We start from the raw sequence: 17,821 nt of genomic DNA on the forward strand, positions 1-17,821 counted from the left end.
ATTCATTCTCCTTCTTGTTTAAGAACTTTATTTTTACAAATCAGTACTATATAGATAAAGTATACTGCACTGGCGATAAGGACACCGATGAGGCCGTAAACATAGTTCATTGGGTTTTCACCCCAAATCATGACAAGGCTGACTAGAACCGCCAAAATTGGAATTACTGGACCAAATGGAACGCGGAAAACTACTTTCTTGTCTGGATATTTCTTTCTTAATACTAGTACAGCTAGAGCAGTTGGGATGTATTGGAAGAAGCGGAAGACCACGCTGAGAGCTGCTAATTCTTCAAACTTACCAGAGAAGAGCAGGGCGATAGCCAGAATTCCTGAAATAATAATGGCAACTATAGGGGCATTTTTAGAGTTGGTTTCTGCAATTTTCTTAGGAAGCAGGCCTTCATTTGCGATAGCTGCACCATAACGCGGAACCATGACGGACTCTCCGATATTAAGACCAGTGATAGAGATGAGTGCTCCAATGGAAATAATCCAAGCACCAGCAGGGCCAATCATCTCAACAAAGGCGTCTTGTACAGAAGCATCTGTTTGCAAGATACGGCTGCCCAGCATGGAAATGGTTCCAGCGATAATCAACATATAGAGAACTGATACAATACTGATAGAGCCTAAGATAGCCCGAGGTACATTCTTTTCTGGGTTGCGCATTTCACCAGCAACGATAGACATGGTTTCAAATCCGATAAATCCGTAGAAGATATAAATGGCTGTACTTGAGATAGCTTTCATGATATCTACTTTAGGATCTAGTTGTAGAAACGGAGTGAAGTTACCTTTATCAATTCCCGATTTAATAAAGAAAATTGCGCATAAACTAAAGGCAACGATTGGAATGAGTTTAGCTACAGTAGCAGTCAAGGTAAATATTTTTGAAGTCTTAAGACCAGATATATTCATCAAGCTGAGCAAAATAATCAGGCTCACACTGAGCAAAAGTTCATAAGGTTCAAAGGCTTTAAAAGTGATGACAAAAAGTCTTGCAAATGCTGCTGCCATAGCGGCCCAAGCGATAATGGTTACGACCCATCCCAGAAAACCGACATTAAAGCCTACAAAGTTTCCGAAGGCCGCTTTGGAATATTGGAAAGCTCCGCCATTTTTATTAAAATAACCAGCAGTTTCTGCCAAGCAGACGGCTAAGAGAATAACGAGGAGTGCAGTTCCAAGCATGACAGCTAGAGAGGCAGGACCAAGTCCTTTATAAATCTTTTGCGGTAGGAGGAAAATCCCTGATCCGATAACGGCATTGATACCGTAGAGAGTTGCACCGGAAAAGCTGAATTTCGCTTTTTCCTGTTCTTGTTCTTGTGCAGTGAGTTTAGTTGCATCCATAATAATGTTTCTCCTTTAGAGATATGGGATCCTTTCCAAGTAAAGATAGAATGGTGACAAGGCATCATGGTATCTTTACTTAGTAGGGATGTGGGTCAAACCAGCCCATATAGCAAGGGGAGCACCCTTTGGCTGGTTACTCGAAAACATTATATGCAACTCAGTTTCCTGAGTCTCTTTTTCCACTATCAGAAGCTGCTCTGCCTCTAGGTTAAGTGCTGGCAGGTTTGTTCCCGTCACCGTCAGATTCTCTAAGGCATAGATAAATTGAATTTCGTCATCTCGGCTAAGCTCTTGCCCATTTGAGATGGCAATCATCTGTCCCTGATAATGGTCGCTGTAGATTAAATTAAAGTCGGTACAAGTCCCCCGACTTGTGATAGAATCACTCCCTTCAAAGACATAGGGAGTAAAGGGAGCTAGAACCGTTTCCTCCTGCCGGCTGGCATTGTGGAGATGAAGTGTGTGGTCCAGGCTCATGAGAATGCGGTGAAAGCCGCTGAGGTCAGAAAACTGACTTTCAGCTAACTCCACAGTCGCTGTTGAGAGTCGATAGTCAAATTCCCGCTTGCCATAGTGGCCAGTTTGCGGGGAAAGATAAAGCTGTTTTGTCTTTCCCCCCGACCAATCGGAAACTTGAAAATCGTTTGCTCTTAAAAGGGTTATATTTGTCATTTTTGGTATTTATTAGAACAAACCGCTGATATTGCCGTCTTTGTCAACATCAATTTTTTCGCTGGCTGGTACTTTAGGCAGTCCTGGCATGGTCATGATCGCACCAGTCAGAGCAACGATGAAACCTGCACCAGCAGAAACTTTGAGCTGGCTGATAGTCACAACAAAGTCTTTAGGCGCACCTAGCTTTTTAGCATCATCTGAGAAAGAGTACTGAGTCTTAGCCATACAGATAGGATAGTTGGAGAAGCCTAGCTCTTCCAGTTGTTTGAGCTCGCATTTAGCAGCAGGAGTCAGGCGAACGCCCTTGCCTCCATAAACCTTAGTAACAATTTTGTTCAGCTTGGTCTCGATGGAGTCCTCTTCATTATATACAAATTGGAAGTGATTGTCTCCTTCGGCCAGTTCAACGACTTTTTCAGCCAACTCTTTACCGCCAGCTCCGCCATTTGCCCAGACGTCGGAAATCACTACGTCAACGCCGCGCTTTTGGCAGGCCTCATAAACTGCTTGCAACTCTGCTTCGGTATCCAGCGGGAATTTATTGATGGCAACGACTGCTGGAAGACCATAAACATCTTGAATGTTTTCCAGATGTTTTTCCAAGTTTGGCAGACCATCTACAACGGCTTGGACATTTTCTTCAGCCAGATCGCTCTTAGCCACACCGCCGTGCATCTTGAGAGCGCGGATGGTAGCAACTAGAACTACAGCCGATGGACGAAGTCCAGATGTACGACACTTGATATCAATGAATTTTTCAGCACCGAGGTCAGCACCGAAACCAGCTTCTGTAACTGCATAGTCGGCATATTTGAGAGCCAGCTTAGTAGCTAGGACACTGTTACAGCCATGGGCAATGTTGGCAAAAGGTCCACCGTGAATCAAGGCTGGTGTGTGTTCCAGAGTTTGAACCAAGTTTGGATGGATAGCGTCTTTGAGCACAGCAGCCATAGCGCCACCAGCTTTCAGATCCTTGGCAGTTACTGGCTTACCTTCAAAGCTGTAACCAATGATGATTTTTTCCAAGCGGTTCTTAAGGTCAGTGATATTTTCTGACAGACAGAGAATGGCCATAACCTCAGAAGCAACTGTAATGTCAAAACCATCTTCACGCGGAACACCGTTGACTTTACCTTGCAAGCCGTCTACGATGTGGCGCAACTGCCGGTCATTCATATCTACTGCCCGCTTCCAAGTGATGCGGCGAGAGTCGATGCCTAAGGCATTGCCATGATGGATGTGGTTATCAATGAGGGCTGCCAGCAGGTTGTTGGCAACACCGATGGCATGAAAGTCACCAGTGAAATGGAGATTGATATCCTCCATAGGCACAACCTGAGCGTGTCCACCACCAGCAGCTCCGCCCTTGATACCAAAGACAGGTCCGAGAGAAGGCTCCCGCAGAGCGATAACGGCTTTTTTACCGATAGCAGCCAAAGCATCGACCAATCCGACAGAAGTCGTGGTCTTGCCTTCTCCAGCTGGTGTCGGAGAAATAGCGGTCACGAGAATCAGTTTGCCGTCTGGCTTGTCTTTTAAGGCTTCCAGTTGGCCGGCACTGATTTTTGCCTTGTAATTTCCATAAAGAGACAAGGCGTCTTCAGCAATTCCTAGCTTTTCTGCCACCTCTTTGATGGGCTTCATTTGAACCGAATTCGCAATTTCAATATCTGATAAAACCATATTGTTACCTCTTGAGAAGAGGAAGTCCATTCATAGGAATGAGCGGACTTATCTTCCATTTATCTATTAGACAACTTTCAAAATTTCTTGATAAATTTCATCTGCTAGAGCGCAGCCTTTTTGTAGGAGATCTTCACCCTTGCTGCGGTAGTCTGCGACAAATGCTTCATCCTTGACACCTGACAGGTTGATGAGGACATTGAGCCAAGCTCCTTGCAGACCAGCCTTAAGGTTGAGAGCTGCGACTCCCAGGTCGCTGGCAGCATTGGTATTGGACTTGCCAACAGCCTTTTGAGTTGTTTGCAGGGCAGTCAAGATGTCTTCCATCATGCCATAAGGTGACTTGGTCGCTTCCTTGAGGGCTTGTTGCATCGCTTCTCGACGGGCAGCCTTGTCTTCCTCCGTTTCCTTAGGCATATCAAAGACGGCGGAGACCAGATTGAATGCTTCAGTGTCCTTGTCAATAGCTGCGAGCAGGCTTTCTTGCAGGCGGGCACTTTCTGCGTGCACTTGAGCAATTTCTGCTTCAAATTCTACGTATTTTTTTTTGCCTAGGGTCAATTCACAGACCATCTTAGTCAGGGAAATACCGTTCGCTGCTGAAAGAGCAGCGGCAGAGCCACCTCCTGGTGCAGGAGCATCTGATCCTAGGACTTGAGCAAATTCTGTCAAACTTAAATCTACTAATTTCATAGGTTTCAGTCCTCCTAGCCCAGCAAATGGTTTTCCAGAACTTGCTTGCCGTAGTCAAAGTCTTCGATTTGCAGATAGTATTCTGCTGCGTCAATCAAAGCCTTGGCTGGAGCTAAACCGATAACTTCTGAGCCGAGGATTCCAACTCCGTAGCGCTTAGCTTCAAAGCGAACAGTTTCAAAGACACGATAGAGTGGGAATTTTTCCAGATTGACCATATTGATAGAAACCTGAGCAATGTTGCGGTCTTCCAGCATAACGCCGATAGCTTTACAATACTTGTAGCCACCGCTTGATCCACGGATGATTTTGGAAATATTGTTGGCGATTTCCAGGTTGTCTGTATCCAAGTTGATATTGTAGGCGATGAGAGGCATTCTAGCTCCGACAGCAGTAACACCAGCAGTTGGGTGAATCTTTCTTTCACCGTAGTCAGGCGCCCAGTCTGGTTCCAAGAGTTTTTCAGTCATGCCTTCAAACTGTCCTTTACGAACCTTAGCCAAGTTCTTACGCTCTGGACGAGTCGCTGCATCTTCATAGAGGAAGATAGGAATACCGAGCTCACGATTAATCCGCTCAGATACGGTCTTCGCAATTTCTACGCATTCCTCACTTGTGATGTCCTTGATAGGTACAAAAGGCAGGACATCAGTTGCGCCCATACGAGGGTGTTCACCCTGGTGCTTGGTCAAGTCAATATTTTCAGAAGCGTATTTAACCAAACGGAAGGCAACTTCCTGAATGTTTTGGTCATCACCGACCAAGGTAAAGACGCTGCGGTTGTGGCTGGCATCAGAAGAGTGGTCCAGAAGTGTTACGCCTGGCACGCTCTTAGCTACTTCAACTAGACCGTCAATAACCGCTTGATTGCGGCCTTCAGAAAAGTTAGGAATACATTCAACAATTTTTGCCATAAGATATTACCTCGTGATATATATTATTAAAATTACAAAGTGAATAAAGTGGAACTTCCAGCTGAGCTAGGTTGATACCCAGCTCAGGTCGGAAGTTGGGGGACAAGTTTTTCTTATTCGAACAACTTCTTAACAGATTCTTTGACCAAATCTTCGTCAGTTAAGTATGGAATGGTAATGTGGTCTGTTCCTTGGTGGAGGCGGTTGTACTCGATAGCTGTCTCAATAGCATGCTCATTGCGAGCCCAGTTACGACGTGCAACTCCGCCGATCGTATCCCAAGCGATAGCAGATTTGATGATTTCATCAATACGTTCACTACCGTCTAAAACCAAGCCAAAGCCACCGTTGATTGCTTTACCGATACCAGTTCCGCCACCGTTGTGGAGAGCTACCAGACTCATACCACGAGCGGCATTACCAGCGTAACATTGCACAGCCATGTCGCAGGTAACATTAGAACCGTCCTTGATATTAGAAGTTTCACGGAATGGAGAGTCAGTACCAGATACGTCGTGGTGGTCACGGCCAATCATGACAGGACCAATCTTGCCTTCGCGTACTAATTCATTGAACTTGAGGGCGATATTGACGCGTCCCATACAGTCTTGGTAGAGAATCCGAGCCTGGGTTCCAACAACCAGCTGGTTCTTTTCTGCATCGCGGATCCAGTTGTAGTTGTCGCGGTCTTGGTAGCGGCGGTTAGGGTCGATCACTTCCATAGCTGCGTGGTCAGTAGCGACTAGGTCTTCGTGCTTACCGCTCAGACATACCCAACGGAAAGGACCATAACCATAGTCAAAGAGCATTGGGCCCATGATATCTTCTACATAAGATGGCCAGATGAAACCGTCTTTGTCGTCAAAGCCATTCTTAGAAATTTCCTTGATGCCAGAGTCATAGACTGCCTTCATGAAGGCATTACCATAGTCAAAGAAGTAGGTGCCGTTGTTAGTCAGGGTCTTGATTGCCTTGAAGTGACGTTCCAATGTTTGGTCAACCAACTTAGCAAAGGTTTCCTTGTCTTCAGCCAGGAGGCGAGTACGCTCTTCAAAGCTAATGCCAGCCGGACAGTAGCCGCCGTCATAGACATTGTGGCAAGAAGTTTGGTCAGACAGTAGGTCTACATGGATATTGTTTTCGTTGACATATTCCAAGAGGTCTACGATGTTACCATGATAGGCAATAGAAGTTGATTCGCCAGCTTCCAGAGCTTTTTGAGCCAAGTCGATAGCTTCTTTCGGACTTTCAGCCAATTGGCTAATCCAGCCTTGGGAGTGACGAGTTTCAATCCGAGATTGGTCTACTTCAGCTACGATTGCCACAGCTTTAGCAATTTCGGCCGCTTTCCCTTGAGCTCCACTCATGCCACCCAGACCAGAAGAGATGAAGAGTTTGCCGGTTAGATCACCATCATCTGCCACACCCAGTTTCAAACGTCCAGCATTGAGGAGGGTGTTGAAAGTACCATGGACGATACCTTGAGGGCCGATGTACATCCAGCCGCCGGCTGTCATTTGACCATAGTTGGTCACGCCCATTTCTTCTGCAATTTCCCAGTCCTTCATATTGTCATATTCACCGACCAAGAGGCCATTGGTGATAATAACGCGCGGAGCTTCTGGTTTAGATTTGAAGAGTCCGAGCGGGTGGCCAGATTCCACGACCAAAGTTTGATGGTCGGTCATGATTTCCAAGTATTTCTTGATCAGGTTGTACTGCATCCAGTTGGCGCAGACAGATCCAGTTTCTCCGTAGGTAACCAATTCATAAGGATAGAGGGCGATTTCAAAGCTCAGATTGTTGTCAATCATGACCTGCATAGCCTTGGCTGCGGTACAGTTCCCTTTATACTCATCAATTGGTTTGCCGTAGATGCGTTCTTTTGGACGCCAGCGGTAGCCATAAATTCGTCCGCGAGTTTTCAGCTCTTCCAGAAATTCTGGAATCACTTCCTCATGGAATCTCTTTGGAATATAGCGAAGGGCATTTTTAAGAGCAATTTCGGTTTGAGCTTGAGTCAAACGGAAGCCCCGATCAGGTGCTCGACGGATGCCTTCTTGGAAAACTGTTTTTTCAGGCAGTACATCGTCTAATTTGACGGTCATTGCTGCTGCAATTTCATTTTCGCTAAAGTATGACATGAAAAATCCTCCTTTTAGTCAAGTGTAAAATATCTTTCTCCTACATTCTATAAGACTTCCGTCCACAAAGAGTCAAGAAAATGACAAAAACAGTAAAAAAAGCGGGGCTCCTATCTTTTACAAGCTTTTGACTATAATTTGACGATAGTGTATTATGATGAAAAGCAAATATGTCGGAAAACGAAATGGAGGAACAAGCATGACTGCTGATTTACTATTAACTCACTTTAATCAAGTCTTCTGTCCCAAGGATCTCGGCCATCCCCTTTTTGGTGAGGAGATGAAGGAAGCACAGGTCTTAGAAGATGGCTACATTGCAGTCAAAGACGGCAAAATCCTAGCAGTTGGCAGCGGAGAGCCGGACGCCAGTCTGGTTGGACCAGATACTAAGATTCAGTCCTATGAAGGTAAGATTGCCACACCTGGCTTAATCGACTGTCACACTCACTTAGTTTATGGCGGTAGCCGGGAGCATGAGTTTGCTAAGAAGTTAGCCGGTGTCCCTTATCTGGAAATTCTTGCCCAAGGCGGCGGTATTCTCAGTACGGTCCGGGCGACGCGAGAAGCTTCTTTTGACACTCTCTATGATAAGTCTAAGAGACTGCTGGACTATATGCTGCTACATGGGGTGACGACTGTTGAGGCCAAGAGTGGCTATGGTCTGGATTGGGAAACGGAGAAGCGCCAGCTGGATGTCGTTGGAGCTCTGGACCGTGACCACGAGATTGACCTCGTTTCTACCTTTATGGCTGCCCACGCCGTCCCACCAGAATATAAAGGACGTTCTCAGGAATATCTGGAGCTCATCGTCGAGGAAATGCTTCCTCGGGTAAAGGCAGAAAATCTAGCTGAGTTCTGTGATATTTTCTGTGAAAAAGGTGTCTTTACAGCTGACGAGTCACGCTACTTACTTTCTAAGGCTAAGGAAATGGGCTTCAAGCTTCGTATCCATGCTGATGAAATCGAGTCTATCGGCGGAGTAGATGTGGCAGCTGAGCTAGGAGCAACCAGTGCAGAGCACTTGATGGTAGCGACAGATGAGGGCATTCGCAAGATGGCAGAAGCCAAGGTTATCGGCAATCTCCTGCCGGCAACTACCTTCAGTCTGATGGAAGATACCTATGCACCAGCTCGCAAGATGCTGGAAGCTGGTATGGCTATCACTCTGACTACCGACAGTAATCCAGGCTCTTGTCCAACAGCTAACCTGCAGTTCGTCATGCAGCTAGGTTGCTTTATGATGCGTCTGACGCCAGTAGAAGTTCTCAACGCTGTAACCATCAATGCGGCCTACTCAGTTAACCGCCAAGATAAGATTGGCAGCTTTGATGCTGGCAAGCAGGCTGACATTACCATCCTAGACGCTAAGAATATCGACTATCCACTTTATTTCTTTGCGACCAACCTGACCCATCAGGTTTACAAGGCTGGAAAACTGGTCGTAGATCAAGGAAGAATTGTCTAGACTCTCTAAAAACGAATCGTATTTTTCGGACTCTCTCTGGTGACAGAGAGAGTTTTCTTTATATCAAAACTTTCCCTTGCCATTCTGCTGGAAGTCTGCTATAATAATTATTTGTGAGCAAACCTCACTTACCCCTTGCAAAGTCTCGGGGTCATTAGACCAAAAGGAGGAAAAATCAATGGCTAAATACGAAATTCTTTATATTATTCGTCCAAACATTGAAGAAGAAGCTAAAAACGCTTTGGTAGCACGCTTTGACTCTATCTTGACTGACAATGGTGCAACTGTTGTTGAATCAAAAGACTGGGAAAAACGTCGTCTTGCATACGAAATCCAAGATTTCCGTGAAGGACTTTACCACATCGTTAACGTTGAAGCAAACGACGATGCAGCTCTTAAAGAGTTTGACCGTCTTTCAAAAATCAACGCTGACATTCTTCGTCACATGATCGTCAAACTTGACGCTTAAGAAGGTAGACTATGATTAATAACGTTGTACTGGTGGGTCGCATGACCCGTGATGCCGAGCTTCGCTATACTCCGCAGAACCAAGCGGTCGCAACATTTACTCTAGCTGTCAATCGCAACTTTAAAAATCAAAGTGGCGAGCGAGAAGCAGATTTTATCAATGTTGTCATCTGGCGCCAGCAGGCAGAAAATCTTGCAAACTGGGCTAAAAAAGGAGCCCTGATCGGAATTACAGGCCGTATTCAAACGCGTAACTACGAGAATCAGCAAGGCCAGCGTGTCTATGTCACAGAAGTTGTTGCGGACAATTTCCAACTCCTGGAAAGCCGCTCTAACCGTGAAGGTCAGTCATCTGGCGGATACGGTGGGAACAGCTTCGGCGGCAGCTCTGCTCCAAGTTATGGCAGTGCAGACTCGTCTAACCAAGTACCGAACTTTTCTCGTGATGAGAGCCCATTTGGCAATTCTAACCCGATGGATATCTCAGACGACGATCTACCTTTCTAAGGATCGAATCTAACTATAATATAAAGGAGAAAACACATGGCTCAACAACGTCGTGGCGGATTCAAACGCCGTAAAAAAGTTGATTACATCGCAGCGAACAAAATTGAATATGTTGATTACAAAGATACTGAGCTTCTTAGCCGTTTCGTTTCAGAACGTGGGAAAATCCTTCCTCGTCGCGTAACAGGAACTTCAGCTAAAAACCAACGTAAAGTAACAACAGCTATCAAACGCGCTCGCGTAATGGCTTTGATGCCTTTCGTAAATGAAGACTAATTTGAGTCCCTGCCTTTGGCAGGGATTTTTTAGATGCTAGAGGAGTGAAGAGAACACAATGAAAAGACAGCCAAAATTAAGCTGTCTTTTTATTATTTATTTGATTTGCTGGTTAATATCTCGTCGGCCCCATAGTTGCGCTCTTGATATTGAAGCGTTTTTTGAGATAGAAGCGCAGGGCTAGATTGATGAGATAGGGAATGTTGAAGCTAGTTTAGAGCCCTTTACGAGTTAATAGCGCTAGGGAAAATGATATAGGAGTCCAAAATTCTATGAAAAAAGATAAAATGTTATTTAATTAAATTACGCGGGTTAATTAAAATATTTAAAAATAATTAAAATAGCTAAATTAAAATATGTAAATAATTGCACATAAATAGTTGACATTATTTTAATATAGGATTACAATGAGGTTATTAGTGGGAAGGGCTTTCATTTATCTTGTTTCAAAAAATTTAAATTCAAATATTTAATAAAGAAGGTGAAATTATGTTCCGCTTCGACTTGGAAAAACTTTTGGCAACAGTTACAATTTCTGTTGGTTTTGCAACTATTTCTTTTAAACAGTATATTAAAGAACTACGTAAAACTATTTGATATTTTAATATAATAATATTTTAATATGAGATGAAGTCCTTCCTGCTATAGTTTGTAAAATTTTTCTTACTTTTAAAAACTGACGAGGCTTATAATCAACTTTAATAATGATGGAGGTATTTCTAATGAAAATCAAAATATTACTTTCTATTATTTTGGTTCTTTTATTTTCTGGCCTGTTAGTCTTTGTAAATAACTATAATAACCAACAATCAAATGTTCAAGAAAATAAACCGCGTTATTTTAAGGTAGAAGCACAAGAGGATTTGATTTTAGATGGAGTGGTAAAGGCCAGAAAAGTTCAGGAGCTTGAGGATGCAGAAATGAGTCGCCTGCTTGTTGTTAATGGCCAGCACGTTACAAAATGGCAGCAGATTTATAATACGGGCTATGTGGCTCCTATTGATGGTACATTTACTGTTGATGAAAATAAAAAATTTGCCATTATCAGCGATGAACAATACATTTTGTCTTCTTTTTCAGAACTAGATAATGGCTTGATTAATCAGGATATGGAAGTGACTGTGAAGAGTTTAGATGGTAGTCAGGCTTTTCAAAGTCATATAAGTTGGGTTGGACTTTTACCTCGTGAAGGAGGGGAAGATGTCTCCAGATACGGATTTGAAATTCAGAGTAATGGTCTTCATATAGGGCAGCATTTTAATATATATGTTAAGTATAAAGAAGTTGTTATCCCCGAAAAGTACATATCCTCAGGCTTTCTCTATATGAAAAAACCAGATGCAAAAGCATGGGAAAAGTTTAAGCCAAGCTTGGTTCAAAGAGGTGGTGTCTATTATGCACCGCTTAGCGAGGTCCCTGTTGGAACACTTTTAAAGGAACATAAATCATGATTCATTTAGAGCTCATTAATAAGGATATTTTTTATAAAAATGGAGATGCTAAACAACGGATTTTAAATAATATCTCTTTGAAAATAGAGGCCGGGGAGTTTGTTTCTATAGTGGGGCCATCTGGTTCTGGGAAATCAACTTTAATCAATATTATTGGAATGTTGGATTCTGAGTATTCTGGAAAGTATTATTTTAATGATAAATTAGTCAGTAAATTTTCAGATGAAAAGATTTCAAAAATTCGTAATAGAAGTATCGGCTTTATTTTCCAAAATTTTAAACTTTTATCAAAATATACTGTAAAGGAAAATATCCAGTTACCGCTTATCTATAGTCCTTTTGGGGATATGTCTGATCGGCATATTAGAGACTTGCTGGCTATGGTAGAGTTGGAAGAAAAAATAAATGAATACCCGACTAATCTATCCGGAGGTCAGCAACAACGGATAGCTATTGCTAGGGCTTTGGTTAATAATCCAGAAATAATTATTGCTGATGAACCGACGGGTGCCTTAGATTCAAAGATGTCGCAGAAGATTCTCAGCATTTTGAAAAAGATTAATCAGACTGGTAAAACAGTTATTATGGTTACCCACTCCTTGGAAGCTGCATCTACAGCGGACAGGACTCTGCACATTGTTGACGGAGTATTGACAGAAGACTGAAGGGAGAAAAGAGATGAGACTTACCTTTCTTTTAAAGAGTCTGTTTAAATCCTTGAGTGCTAATAAAAGGCAGTCGTTACTGACGATAGGATCCTTGGTTATAGGAGTTGTGAGTCTCTTGCTTGTGCTTAGCCTAGGAAATGGAGTAGGCCAGTCGATTGTTCAACAGTTAAATTCGGTCACTGGAGGACGGAAGACCTTTACTATTAATTGTACAAATTATAAGGATGGGGCTGGATTTACTGAGAATGATAGACAGAGATTGATGGGATTTGCTAATATTCAAAATGTAGAACTCTCAATTAATCCTCAGCTCAACACAGTTTCTGTTCACCTCCTTGGAGATAGGAGTATGGATGGAAGCGTTGTGAATTATGATCAACTCTCATCAAAATATAATGAGAAGAATAATGATATTAAAGTTATTAGTGGGAAAGCCCTAAGCGAGATTCAGCAATCAAACGGAAATGAAATTGCTATTAAGGACACGGCTTCGAAAAAACTGTTTCCTACAACTAGTAGTGAGGGAGAACTCGTTTCAATAGGTGGGGATTACTACAAGATAAGTGCTGTCTATCAGGGAAGTGAGGAGACACCGGATTTATTAGTGACGGAGAAAATGTTTCTTAGGAATACTAGCTACAGAAATCATTTTAACCAAGCAAAAATCAAATATAGAGGAAGTAAAAGCAAGGCTGAAAAGCAAGTCCTCAAGTATTTAGAACGCTATGGTTCCTCAAAAAAGAAGGGTGTCTATGAGATTGAAGATCTTCATCAAGTGGTAGGTCAAATCAATCGAACAACCTCTCTAGCGACTAATTTGATTGCCGGAGTTGCTGGGATTTCTCTAATTGTTGCAGGCTTTGGAGTCATGAGTGCAACCTATTCATCTGTCGCAGGAAGAAAGAGTGAAATTGGTCTCAGGAGAGCATTTGGGGCAAAAAAATCCAGTATTCGCAACCAATTTATCGTTGAAGGATTATTTTTGGCTTTTATTTCCTCATTTATCTCAGTGGTTTTTGTACTTGTCATTAGTCAGCTTTTGGGAAATTCTATGGGGGTTCGTTTAATCGTAACAAGGGATAATATCCTCACAGCTGTCTTGGTTCCTTCGGTGATTTGTTTTATTTTTACCTATTTTCCAGCGGTATCAGCTTCAAGAAAGAATGTCCTGAATTTATTGAGGTAAAAAGATGGCAAAAAGAAAACTAGAAAACGTTTTAGTAGCGGCGGGTCTTGTCGTTCTAGTCTTACTGTTGTCAATGTTTGGAAGCTTGCTTATCCTGATAATAGCCAGTAATAAACTTTCAGTGGATATGTTGTTTTTGTCTACGAGAGTCTGTTTGCTTTTGGCATTTCTAATAGTATTTTACCTATATTATTGTATTTATAGGGAAAATTTTTTAAGATCCTCCAAATTTAAGCAAAAGAGCCCATTGAACGCTTTGTTAATATTTTTCACTTTCTTTGTATCATTTATAGTTCTTATACATGTCATTGATAAATATCCTAGGGAGCAATTGTATACGCTTTTATCAATTTTTTTAATAACTTCTATTGCGGAAGAGTTATTATTCAGAGGGTTGGTAGAGTTTCATTTGAAAAAAGAATTTGATTTTGTTTGGGTCATTATTATTCAAGCTTGTTTATTTGCTTTTTTAGGTCATCAGTCTTTTGATTTTTTTAGCAATCTTTTCATTAGGCTTCCATTAGGAATCGGCTTGTCTTTGATACATCGGTATACACATTTATATAGTTCCTGTATTGTTGTGCATTTTGTTTATGATACAGTTATGTTTGCTTTATCTAAATAAGGAGAGAAACAATGAAAAAATTTGATTATTTTATTTTAACTGCCCTAACTTTAGAAATGATAGTTACTTATGTTTTTAGGTTATCTCTAAGCGCAGGTATTTTAGTTGTTCTAACTACAATGTTACCTTTGGTCGTTTTAGCGCTTGTTGGGGGACGTTTCATCCAGTCTATTAGTAATAAATTTTCAGTGTTTAATATTTTAGCCTCAGCCATAATTGCTACTTTGATAGTTTTGCCCTATAGCTTGCTATTTCCTTGGCAAGAGATACTAAAAACCGATCAGTCAGGCATCGCATTTTCTCCCAGTGTAGGAAGTATAGTATCAACATTGATTACTCAGATAATTCTTACTTCGCTGGTGTTTATCATAGTTAAACATGCTAGAAAAGAGTCAAAAGAATAATAATGAAGTCTCTATATAGATATATCGTTCATCGTAATTTTTTAGGAATTGGAATATTTATACTTCTGCTTTCAGTTGCTGTAAATATTCTGATTCCTCTAATTGTAAGAGAACTTTTTAATGAATTTGTAAAAGGCCAATTTCAATACTCAAAAGTATCTATTTTAGTTCTTTTATTCTCGCTGAATGTACTATTAGGTACAATTGGTAATGCTATTATTGAGATAGTGGGAGAAAAGTCTGTCTACGAATTGAGAACCAAGTTAATTGATGGAATTGAACATCTAAGAATAAGAGTTGCTCAAGATTATAATACTAACGAAACAGTGAATCATGTTGTGAATGATACTGAAATATTGGGAGAGGTAATTTCTTCAACTTTACCAAGCTTCGTTGTAAATGTTGTATCGTGGATAGGAGCAGTTGTCATGCTGTTTGTGATGGATTGGAAGTTGACATCACTGGTTATTGTTTTTGCAATATGTATAATAATTATTATTAAATTTATAGGCAAAAAACTTGCAATCTTAGCTGATAGTTTCCGGAATCAACTTGCAATACTAAATAACAGATTGTCTCAGCTTCTAAATTTTTTGTTGAGTATAAAAATTAGTGATTCAACGAGTACCTTCGTTAGTTATGTAAAATTAGAAAATAAACGCTTATATGATTATGCTTTAAAAGGGGTAAAATATCGTGTTATTTTAGCGCCTTTAATCAATTGTTTGTTATTATCATTGATAGTCTTGGTCTTCAGTTTAGGTTTTTACGAAATTAAAATAGGACTTCTGTCAGTCGGTACTTTTATTTCTTTCATGATGTATTTATATCAATTGGTTCCAACGACTTTAGCTATTTCAACCTCTCTTGGAAATTTTGCTGCAGAAAAAGGAGCTTTAACTAATATAATTGAGCTTATGAAAAATTTCTCGGAAAATTCTCAGGATTTTAGTGTGAGTGCTAGAGAATTTTCTTTAGAAAATATTAGATATGAGGATGTCTCTTTAGAGATAGATGATTTTAGATTACTAGAGCATATTAATCTGGATATAAAATTGGGGGAAATTGCAGTAATTATAGGGCCTAGTGGAGTTGGTAAGACAAGTTTTATCAAGCAATTGTTGAAAGTTTATGATATAAATAGCGGGAAGATTTTTATAGGAGATATTGATTTAAAAGATATTGCTATAGCAGAATGGTACAATTCAGTAAGTTACGTTAGTCAGGAGACTTTTTTCATTGATGGTTATAGTTTGATAAGTAATTTAAAAATGGGGAAAGAATATTCGGATGAGAAAATCAGGAGTGTGCTGAATGATGTAGGCTTGTGGCAAGAGTTAGATTGTGGTAATCAATTAAATGAGATAATCATAGATAAGAATAGACTTTCTGGCGGTCAATTGCAACGTTTGGCTCTTGCAAGAGCTCTTTTGGAAGACAGGAAAATACTTATTCTTGATGAAGCAACATCGTCTTTGGATCAATTTAACGAGAGGAGAGTATTGGATCTTTTAAATAAGAGAAAATCACAAGCATTGATTATCCAGATATCTCACCGAAAACAAGTTATTGAATGCGCCGATCAAATTATAGATTTGGAAAAGTTCAAAATATCATAATAAAAGAGGCTCAAACGAACCTCTTTTTATCGTTTATCTGCCTGGCCCCATAGTCGCGCTCTTGATGTTGAAGCGTTTTTTGAGATAGAAGCGCAGGGCTAGGGCGATAGCGCCGACAATAGCAACTACGATATTGGACAGGCGGGGGTTTAGGAACTCAGGCAGGAGACTAGTCAGGACGATGGACATGCTCCAGAGGAGAATAGCCGCTGCCATGGTCAGGATGGATTTGAGCAGCTTAGGGCGCTGGCTGCGGTCTTTGTCTGGTCCGTAGAAACGGTAGATAAAGTGGTAGAGGGCATAGAAAGAAAGGCCACCGACGATGCTTCCGAGTACGAGAGTCGTCAGCCCATAGACAGACGGTTGAGAGGAAGCTAGATTGACGATTGAGGTCAGGAGGGTAAAGAAACCAAAGATAAAGAGGACGGAGTCCAGCATCATCCATTTAGGATCGTCATTTTCTTTTGGATGTTCGGCATCATAGCGCTCTTTTGCAGTCAGAGAAGCTGCCCAAGTAGTTGGGGCTCCGTAGAGGCCGCGGGCTGTGATACCCTTGGTTTGGTTTTCCAGGATTTCCGGCAGAATGCCTTCTAATATGGTCTGGATTTCCTGATCGGATTTGCCGTCTTGTAAGAGCTGGTTAGTCGCGATATGGATAAATTCTTTGTTTTTTTTGCTGAGTTTGTCGAGGGATACTTGTGACATAGGTCTTCTTTCTAAAGGTTAAAATAGTTTTTTGTGCATGAGATAGGCCATGACCGAAGCACTCATGGCAAAGGCGATGAACATGATAATCCAGAAGGCATGTGGTTCACCGTTGAGAGGCAGTTCGTTATTTTTGAAGTTCATCCCATAGGCCGAGAAAATCATGGTTGGGATAGACATGACGATGGTCACCAGAGCCAAGGCTTTCATGATATTGTTCTGGTTATTAGAAATGATAGAGGCAAAGGTCTCTGTCATACTGTGGAGGATGTTGCCGTAGATATCAGCCATCTCAATGGCCTGTTGGGTCTCAATCAAGGTATCTTCCAGCAAGTCCTCGTCTTCTAGGTATTTCTTGATATTGCTGGTGGAGCTGGTCAGCTTCTTAATCACGCGCTCATTTGTTTTGAGAGAGGCCTTGAAATAGACGATGGTCTTTTCCAACTCCATAAGCTCAATCAGTTCTTCATTTCGCGTGGACTTGTGCAGTTGACTTTCAATCTGCTCACTCTTGCGGTCAATGGAGCGCAGGGCTGTCAGATACAGCTCGGCATTGTGGTAGAGAATCTGAAAGATGAAACGTGACTTCATAAAAGTATAGAAGTTGCGCAGGCGCCTGTGAATGAAGATGTCCAGCAGAGGTAATTTTTCCAAACAAGTGGTAATAATAGCCTCTTCCGTGATGATAATACCAAGGGGGATCGTGACATAGTAAGTCTGGTTATTCCGCTCCTCAGTGATGGGCACGTCAACGATGATCAGTGTATACTCATCCTCGATCGTAAGTCGGGACATTTCTTCTGCATCGAGCGGTGCTCGCAGGTCTGCGATGTCAATACCAAAGGCGTTGGCGATTTCGATTGATTCACTCTGGGAAGGGTTGACAAGATTGATCCAAGTGCCTGATTCGAGCGAATCAATCTCTTTGAATTCTGTCGTAGTTGATAAAAAGACTTGCTTCATAATCATTTTCCTTTCCA

The 17,821-nt window shown here is 41.6% G+C and carries 18 protein-coding genes and 1 pseudogene; 10 read left to right on the top strand and 9 right to left on the bottom strand.

What is annotated here, in order from left to right:
• Nucleotides 1–2 precede the first annotated feature (2 nt).
• The 6 genes from K1J09_RS04580 to K1J09_RS04605 all read right to left on the bottom strand — a co-directional run bounded on the left by K1J09_RS04580 (nucleotide 3) and on the right by K1J09_RS04605 (nucleotide 7,467).
• Complete coding sequence (locus K1J09_RS04580; RefSeq protein WP_009659819.1) at nucleotides 3–1,355, bottom strand: APC family permease; 1,353 nt, start codon at nucleotides 1,353–1,355, stop codon at nucleotides 3–5.
• A 75-nt stretch (nucleotides 1,356–1,430) separates the two neighbouring features.
• Nucleotides 1,431–2,030, bottom strand: coding sequence for a HutD/Ves family protein (locus tag K1J09_RS04585; protein ID WP_223323088.1), 600 nt, complete (start codon nucleotides 2,028–2,030; stop codon nucleotides 1,431–1,433).
• Nucleotides 2,031–2,042: 12 nt separating this feature from the next.
• Nucleotides 2,043–3,716: a formate--tetrahydrofolate ligase gene (locus K1J09_RS04590; protein WP_223323090.1), complete on the bottom strand. Its 1,674-nt coding sequence runs from the start codon at nucleotides 3,714–3,716 to the stop codon at nucleotides 2,043–2,045.
• 66 nt (nucleotides 3,717–3,782) lie between these two features.
• Entirely contained in the window at nucleotides 3,783–4,409 is a 627-nt protein-coding gene (locus K1J09_RS04595; protein ID WP_223323091.1) for a cyclodeaminase/cyclohydrolase family protein, read from the bottom strand.
• Between the two features lie 14 nt (nucleotides 4,410–4,423).
• Nucleotides 4,424–5,323, bottom strand: coding sequence for a glutamate formimidoyltransferase (ftcD, locus tag K1J09_RS04600; RefSeq protein ID WP_223323093.1), 900 nt, complete (start codon nucleotides 5,321–5,323; stop codon nucleotides 4,424–4,426).
• Between the two features lie 113 nt (nucleotides 5,324–5,436).
• Nucleotides 5,437–7,467: a urocanate hydratase gene (locus K1J09_RS04605; protein ID WP_223323095.1), complete on the bottom strand. Its 2,031-nt coding sequence runs from the start codon at nucleotides 7,465–7,467 to the stop codon at nucleotides 5,437–5,439.
• A 199-nt stretch (nucleotides 7,468–7,666) separates the two neighbouring features.
• Here K1J09_RS04605 and hutI point away from each other — a divergent pair, with 199 nt between their 5' ends.
• The 4 genes from hutI (at nucleotide 7,667) to rpsR (ending at nucleotide 10,183) form a co-directional block, all read left to right on the top strand.
• On the top strand, nucleotides 7,667–8,932 hold the full coding sequence (gene hutI, locus K1J09_RS04610) for an imidazolonepropionase (RefSeq protein WP_223323097.1): 1,266 nt from the start codon (nucleotides 7,667–7,669) through the stop codon (nucleotides 8,930–8,932).
• Nucleotides 8,933–9,110: 178 nt separating this feature from the next.
• Nucleotides 9,111–9,401: a 30S ribosomal protein S6 gene (gene rpsF / locus K1J09_RS04615; protein ID WP_002896497.1), complete on the top strand. Its 291-nt coding sequence runs from the start codon at nucleotides 9,111–9,113 to the stop codon at nucleotides 9,399–9,401.
• Nucleotides 9,402–9,412: 11 nt separating this feature from the next.
• Nucleotides 9,413–9,907 (top strand): single-stranded DNA-binding protein, encoded by a 495-nt coding sequence (locus tag K1J09_RS04620; RefSeq protein WP_002896496.1) that lies wholly within the window; start codon nucleotides 9,413–9,415, stop codon nucleotides 9,905–9,907.
• Nucleotides 9,908–9,943: 36 nt separating this feature from the next.
• Nucleotides 9,944–10,183, top strand: coding sequence for a 30S ribosomal protein S18 (gene rpsR, locus K1J09_RS04625; RefSeq protein ID WP_000068664.1), 240 nt, complete (start codon nucleotides 9,944–9,946; stop codon nucleotides 10,181–10,183).
• 112 nt (nucleotides 10,184–10,295) lie between these two features.
• On the opposite strand, the pseudogene K1J09_RS04630 reads toward rpsR, so the two are convergent.
• Nucleotides 10,296–10,373: pseudogene (locus K1J09_RS04630) on the bottom strand (DUF1129 domain-containing protein); the annotation flags it as partial.
• Nucleotides 10,374–10,905: 532 nt separating this feature from the next.
• On the opposite strand from K1J09_RS04630, the gene K1J09_RS04635 reads away from it, so the two are divergent.
• The 6 genes from K1J09_RS04635 to K1J09_RS04660 are packed head-to-tail and all read left to right on the top strand — an operon-like array spanning nucleotide 10,906 to nucleotide 16,136.
• On the top strand, nucleotides 10,906–11,634 hold the full coding sequence (locus K1J09_RS04635; RefSeq protein WP_125332043.1) for a hypothetical protein: 729 nt from the start codon (nucleotides 10,906–10,908) through the stop codon (nucleotides 11,632–11,634).
• Entirely contained in the window at nucleotides 11,631–12,299 is a 669-nt protein-coding gene (locus K1J09_RS04640; RefSeq protein WP_125356085.1) for an ABC transporter ATP-binding protein, read from the top strand. Before K1J09_RS04635 ends, K1J09_RS04640 begins: the two co-directional genes overlap by 4 nt.
• Before the next feature lie 13 nt (nucleotides 12,300–12,312).
• Nucleotides 12,313–13,488: an ABC transporter permease gene (locus tag K1J09_RS04645; protein ID WP_125332047.1), complete on the top strand. Its 1,176-nt coding sequence runs from the start codon at nucleotides 12,313–12,315 to the stop codon at nucleotides 13,486–13,488.
• A 4-nt stretch (nucleotides 13,489–13,492) separates the two neighbouring features.
• On the top strand, nucleotides 13,493–14,113 hold the full coding sequence (locus tag K1J09_RS04650) for a CPBP family intramembrane glutamic endopeptidase (protein WP_125356086.1): 621 nt from the start codon (nucleotides 13,493–13,495) through the stop codon (nucleotides 14,111–14,113).
• 11 nt (nucleotides 14,114–14,124) lie between these two features.
• Entirely contained in the window at nucleotides 14,125–14,517 is a 393-nt protein-coding gene (locus K1J09_RS04655; protein ID WP_125332809.1) for a hypothetical protein, read from the top strand.
• A gap of 2 nt (nucleotides 14,518–14,519) precedes the next feature.
• Nucleotides 14,520–16,136, top strand: coding sequence for an ABC transporter ATP-binding protein (locus K1J09_RS04660; RefSeq protein WP_126435898.1), 1,617 nt, complete (start codon nucleotides 14,520–14,522; stop codon nucleotides 16,134–16,136).
• Between the two features lie 33 nt (nucleotides 16,137–16,169).
• Here K1J09_RS04660 and K1J09_RS04665 read toward each other — a convergent pair whose 3' ends face one another.
• The gene (locus K1J09_RS04665) at nucleotides 16,170–16,841 is read right to left on the bottom strand and encodes a DUF1129 domain-containing protein (RefSeq protein WP_125331258.1); all 672 of its coding nucleotides are present in this window, start codon (nucleotides 16,839–16,841) and stop codon (nucleotides 16,170–16,172) included.
• An 18-nt stretch (nucleotides 16,842–16,859) separates the two neighbouring features.
• The gene (locus tag K1J09_RS04670; protein WP_032912532.1) at nucleotides 16,860–17,804 is read right to left on the bottom strand and encodes a magnesium transporter CorA family protein; all 945 of its coding nucleotides are present in this window, start codon (nucleotides 17,802–17,804) and stop codon (nucleotides 16,860–16,862) included.
• Nucleotides 17,805–17,821: the final 17 nt, after the last annotated feature.

Source organism: Streptococcus sanguinis (assembly GCF_019928825.1).
Lineage (GTDB): Bacteria > Bacillota > Bacilli > Lactobacillales > Streptococcaceae > Streptococcus > Streptococcus sanguinis_L.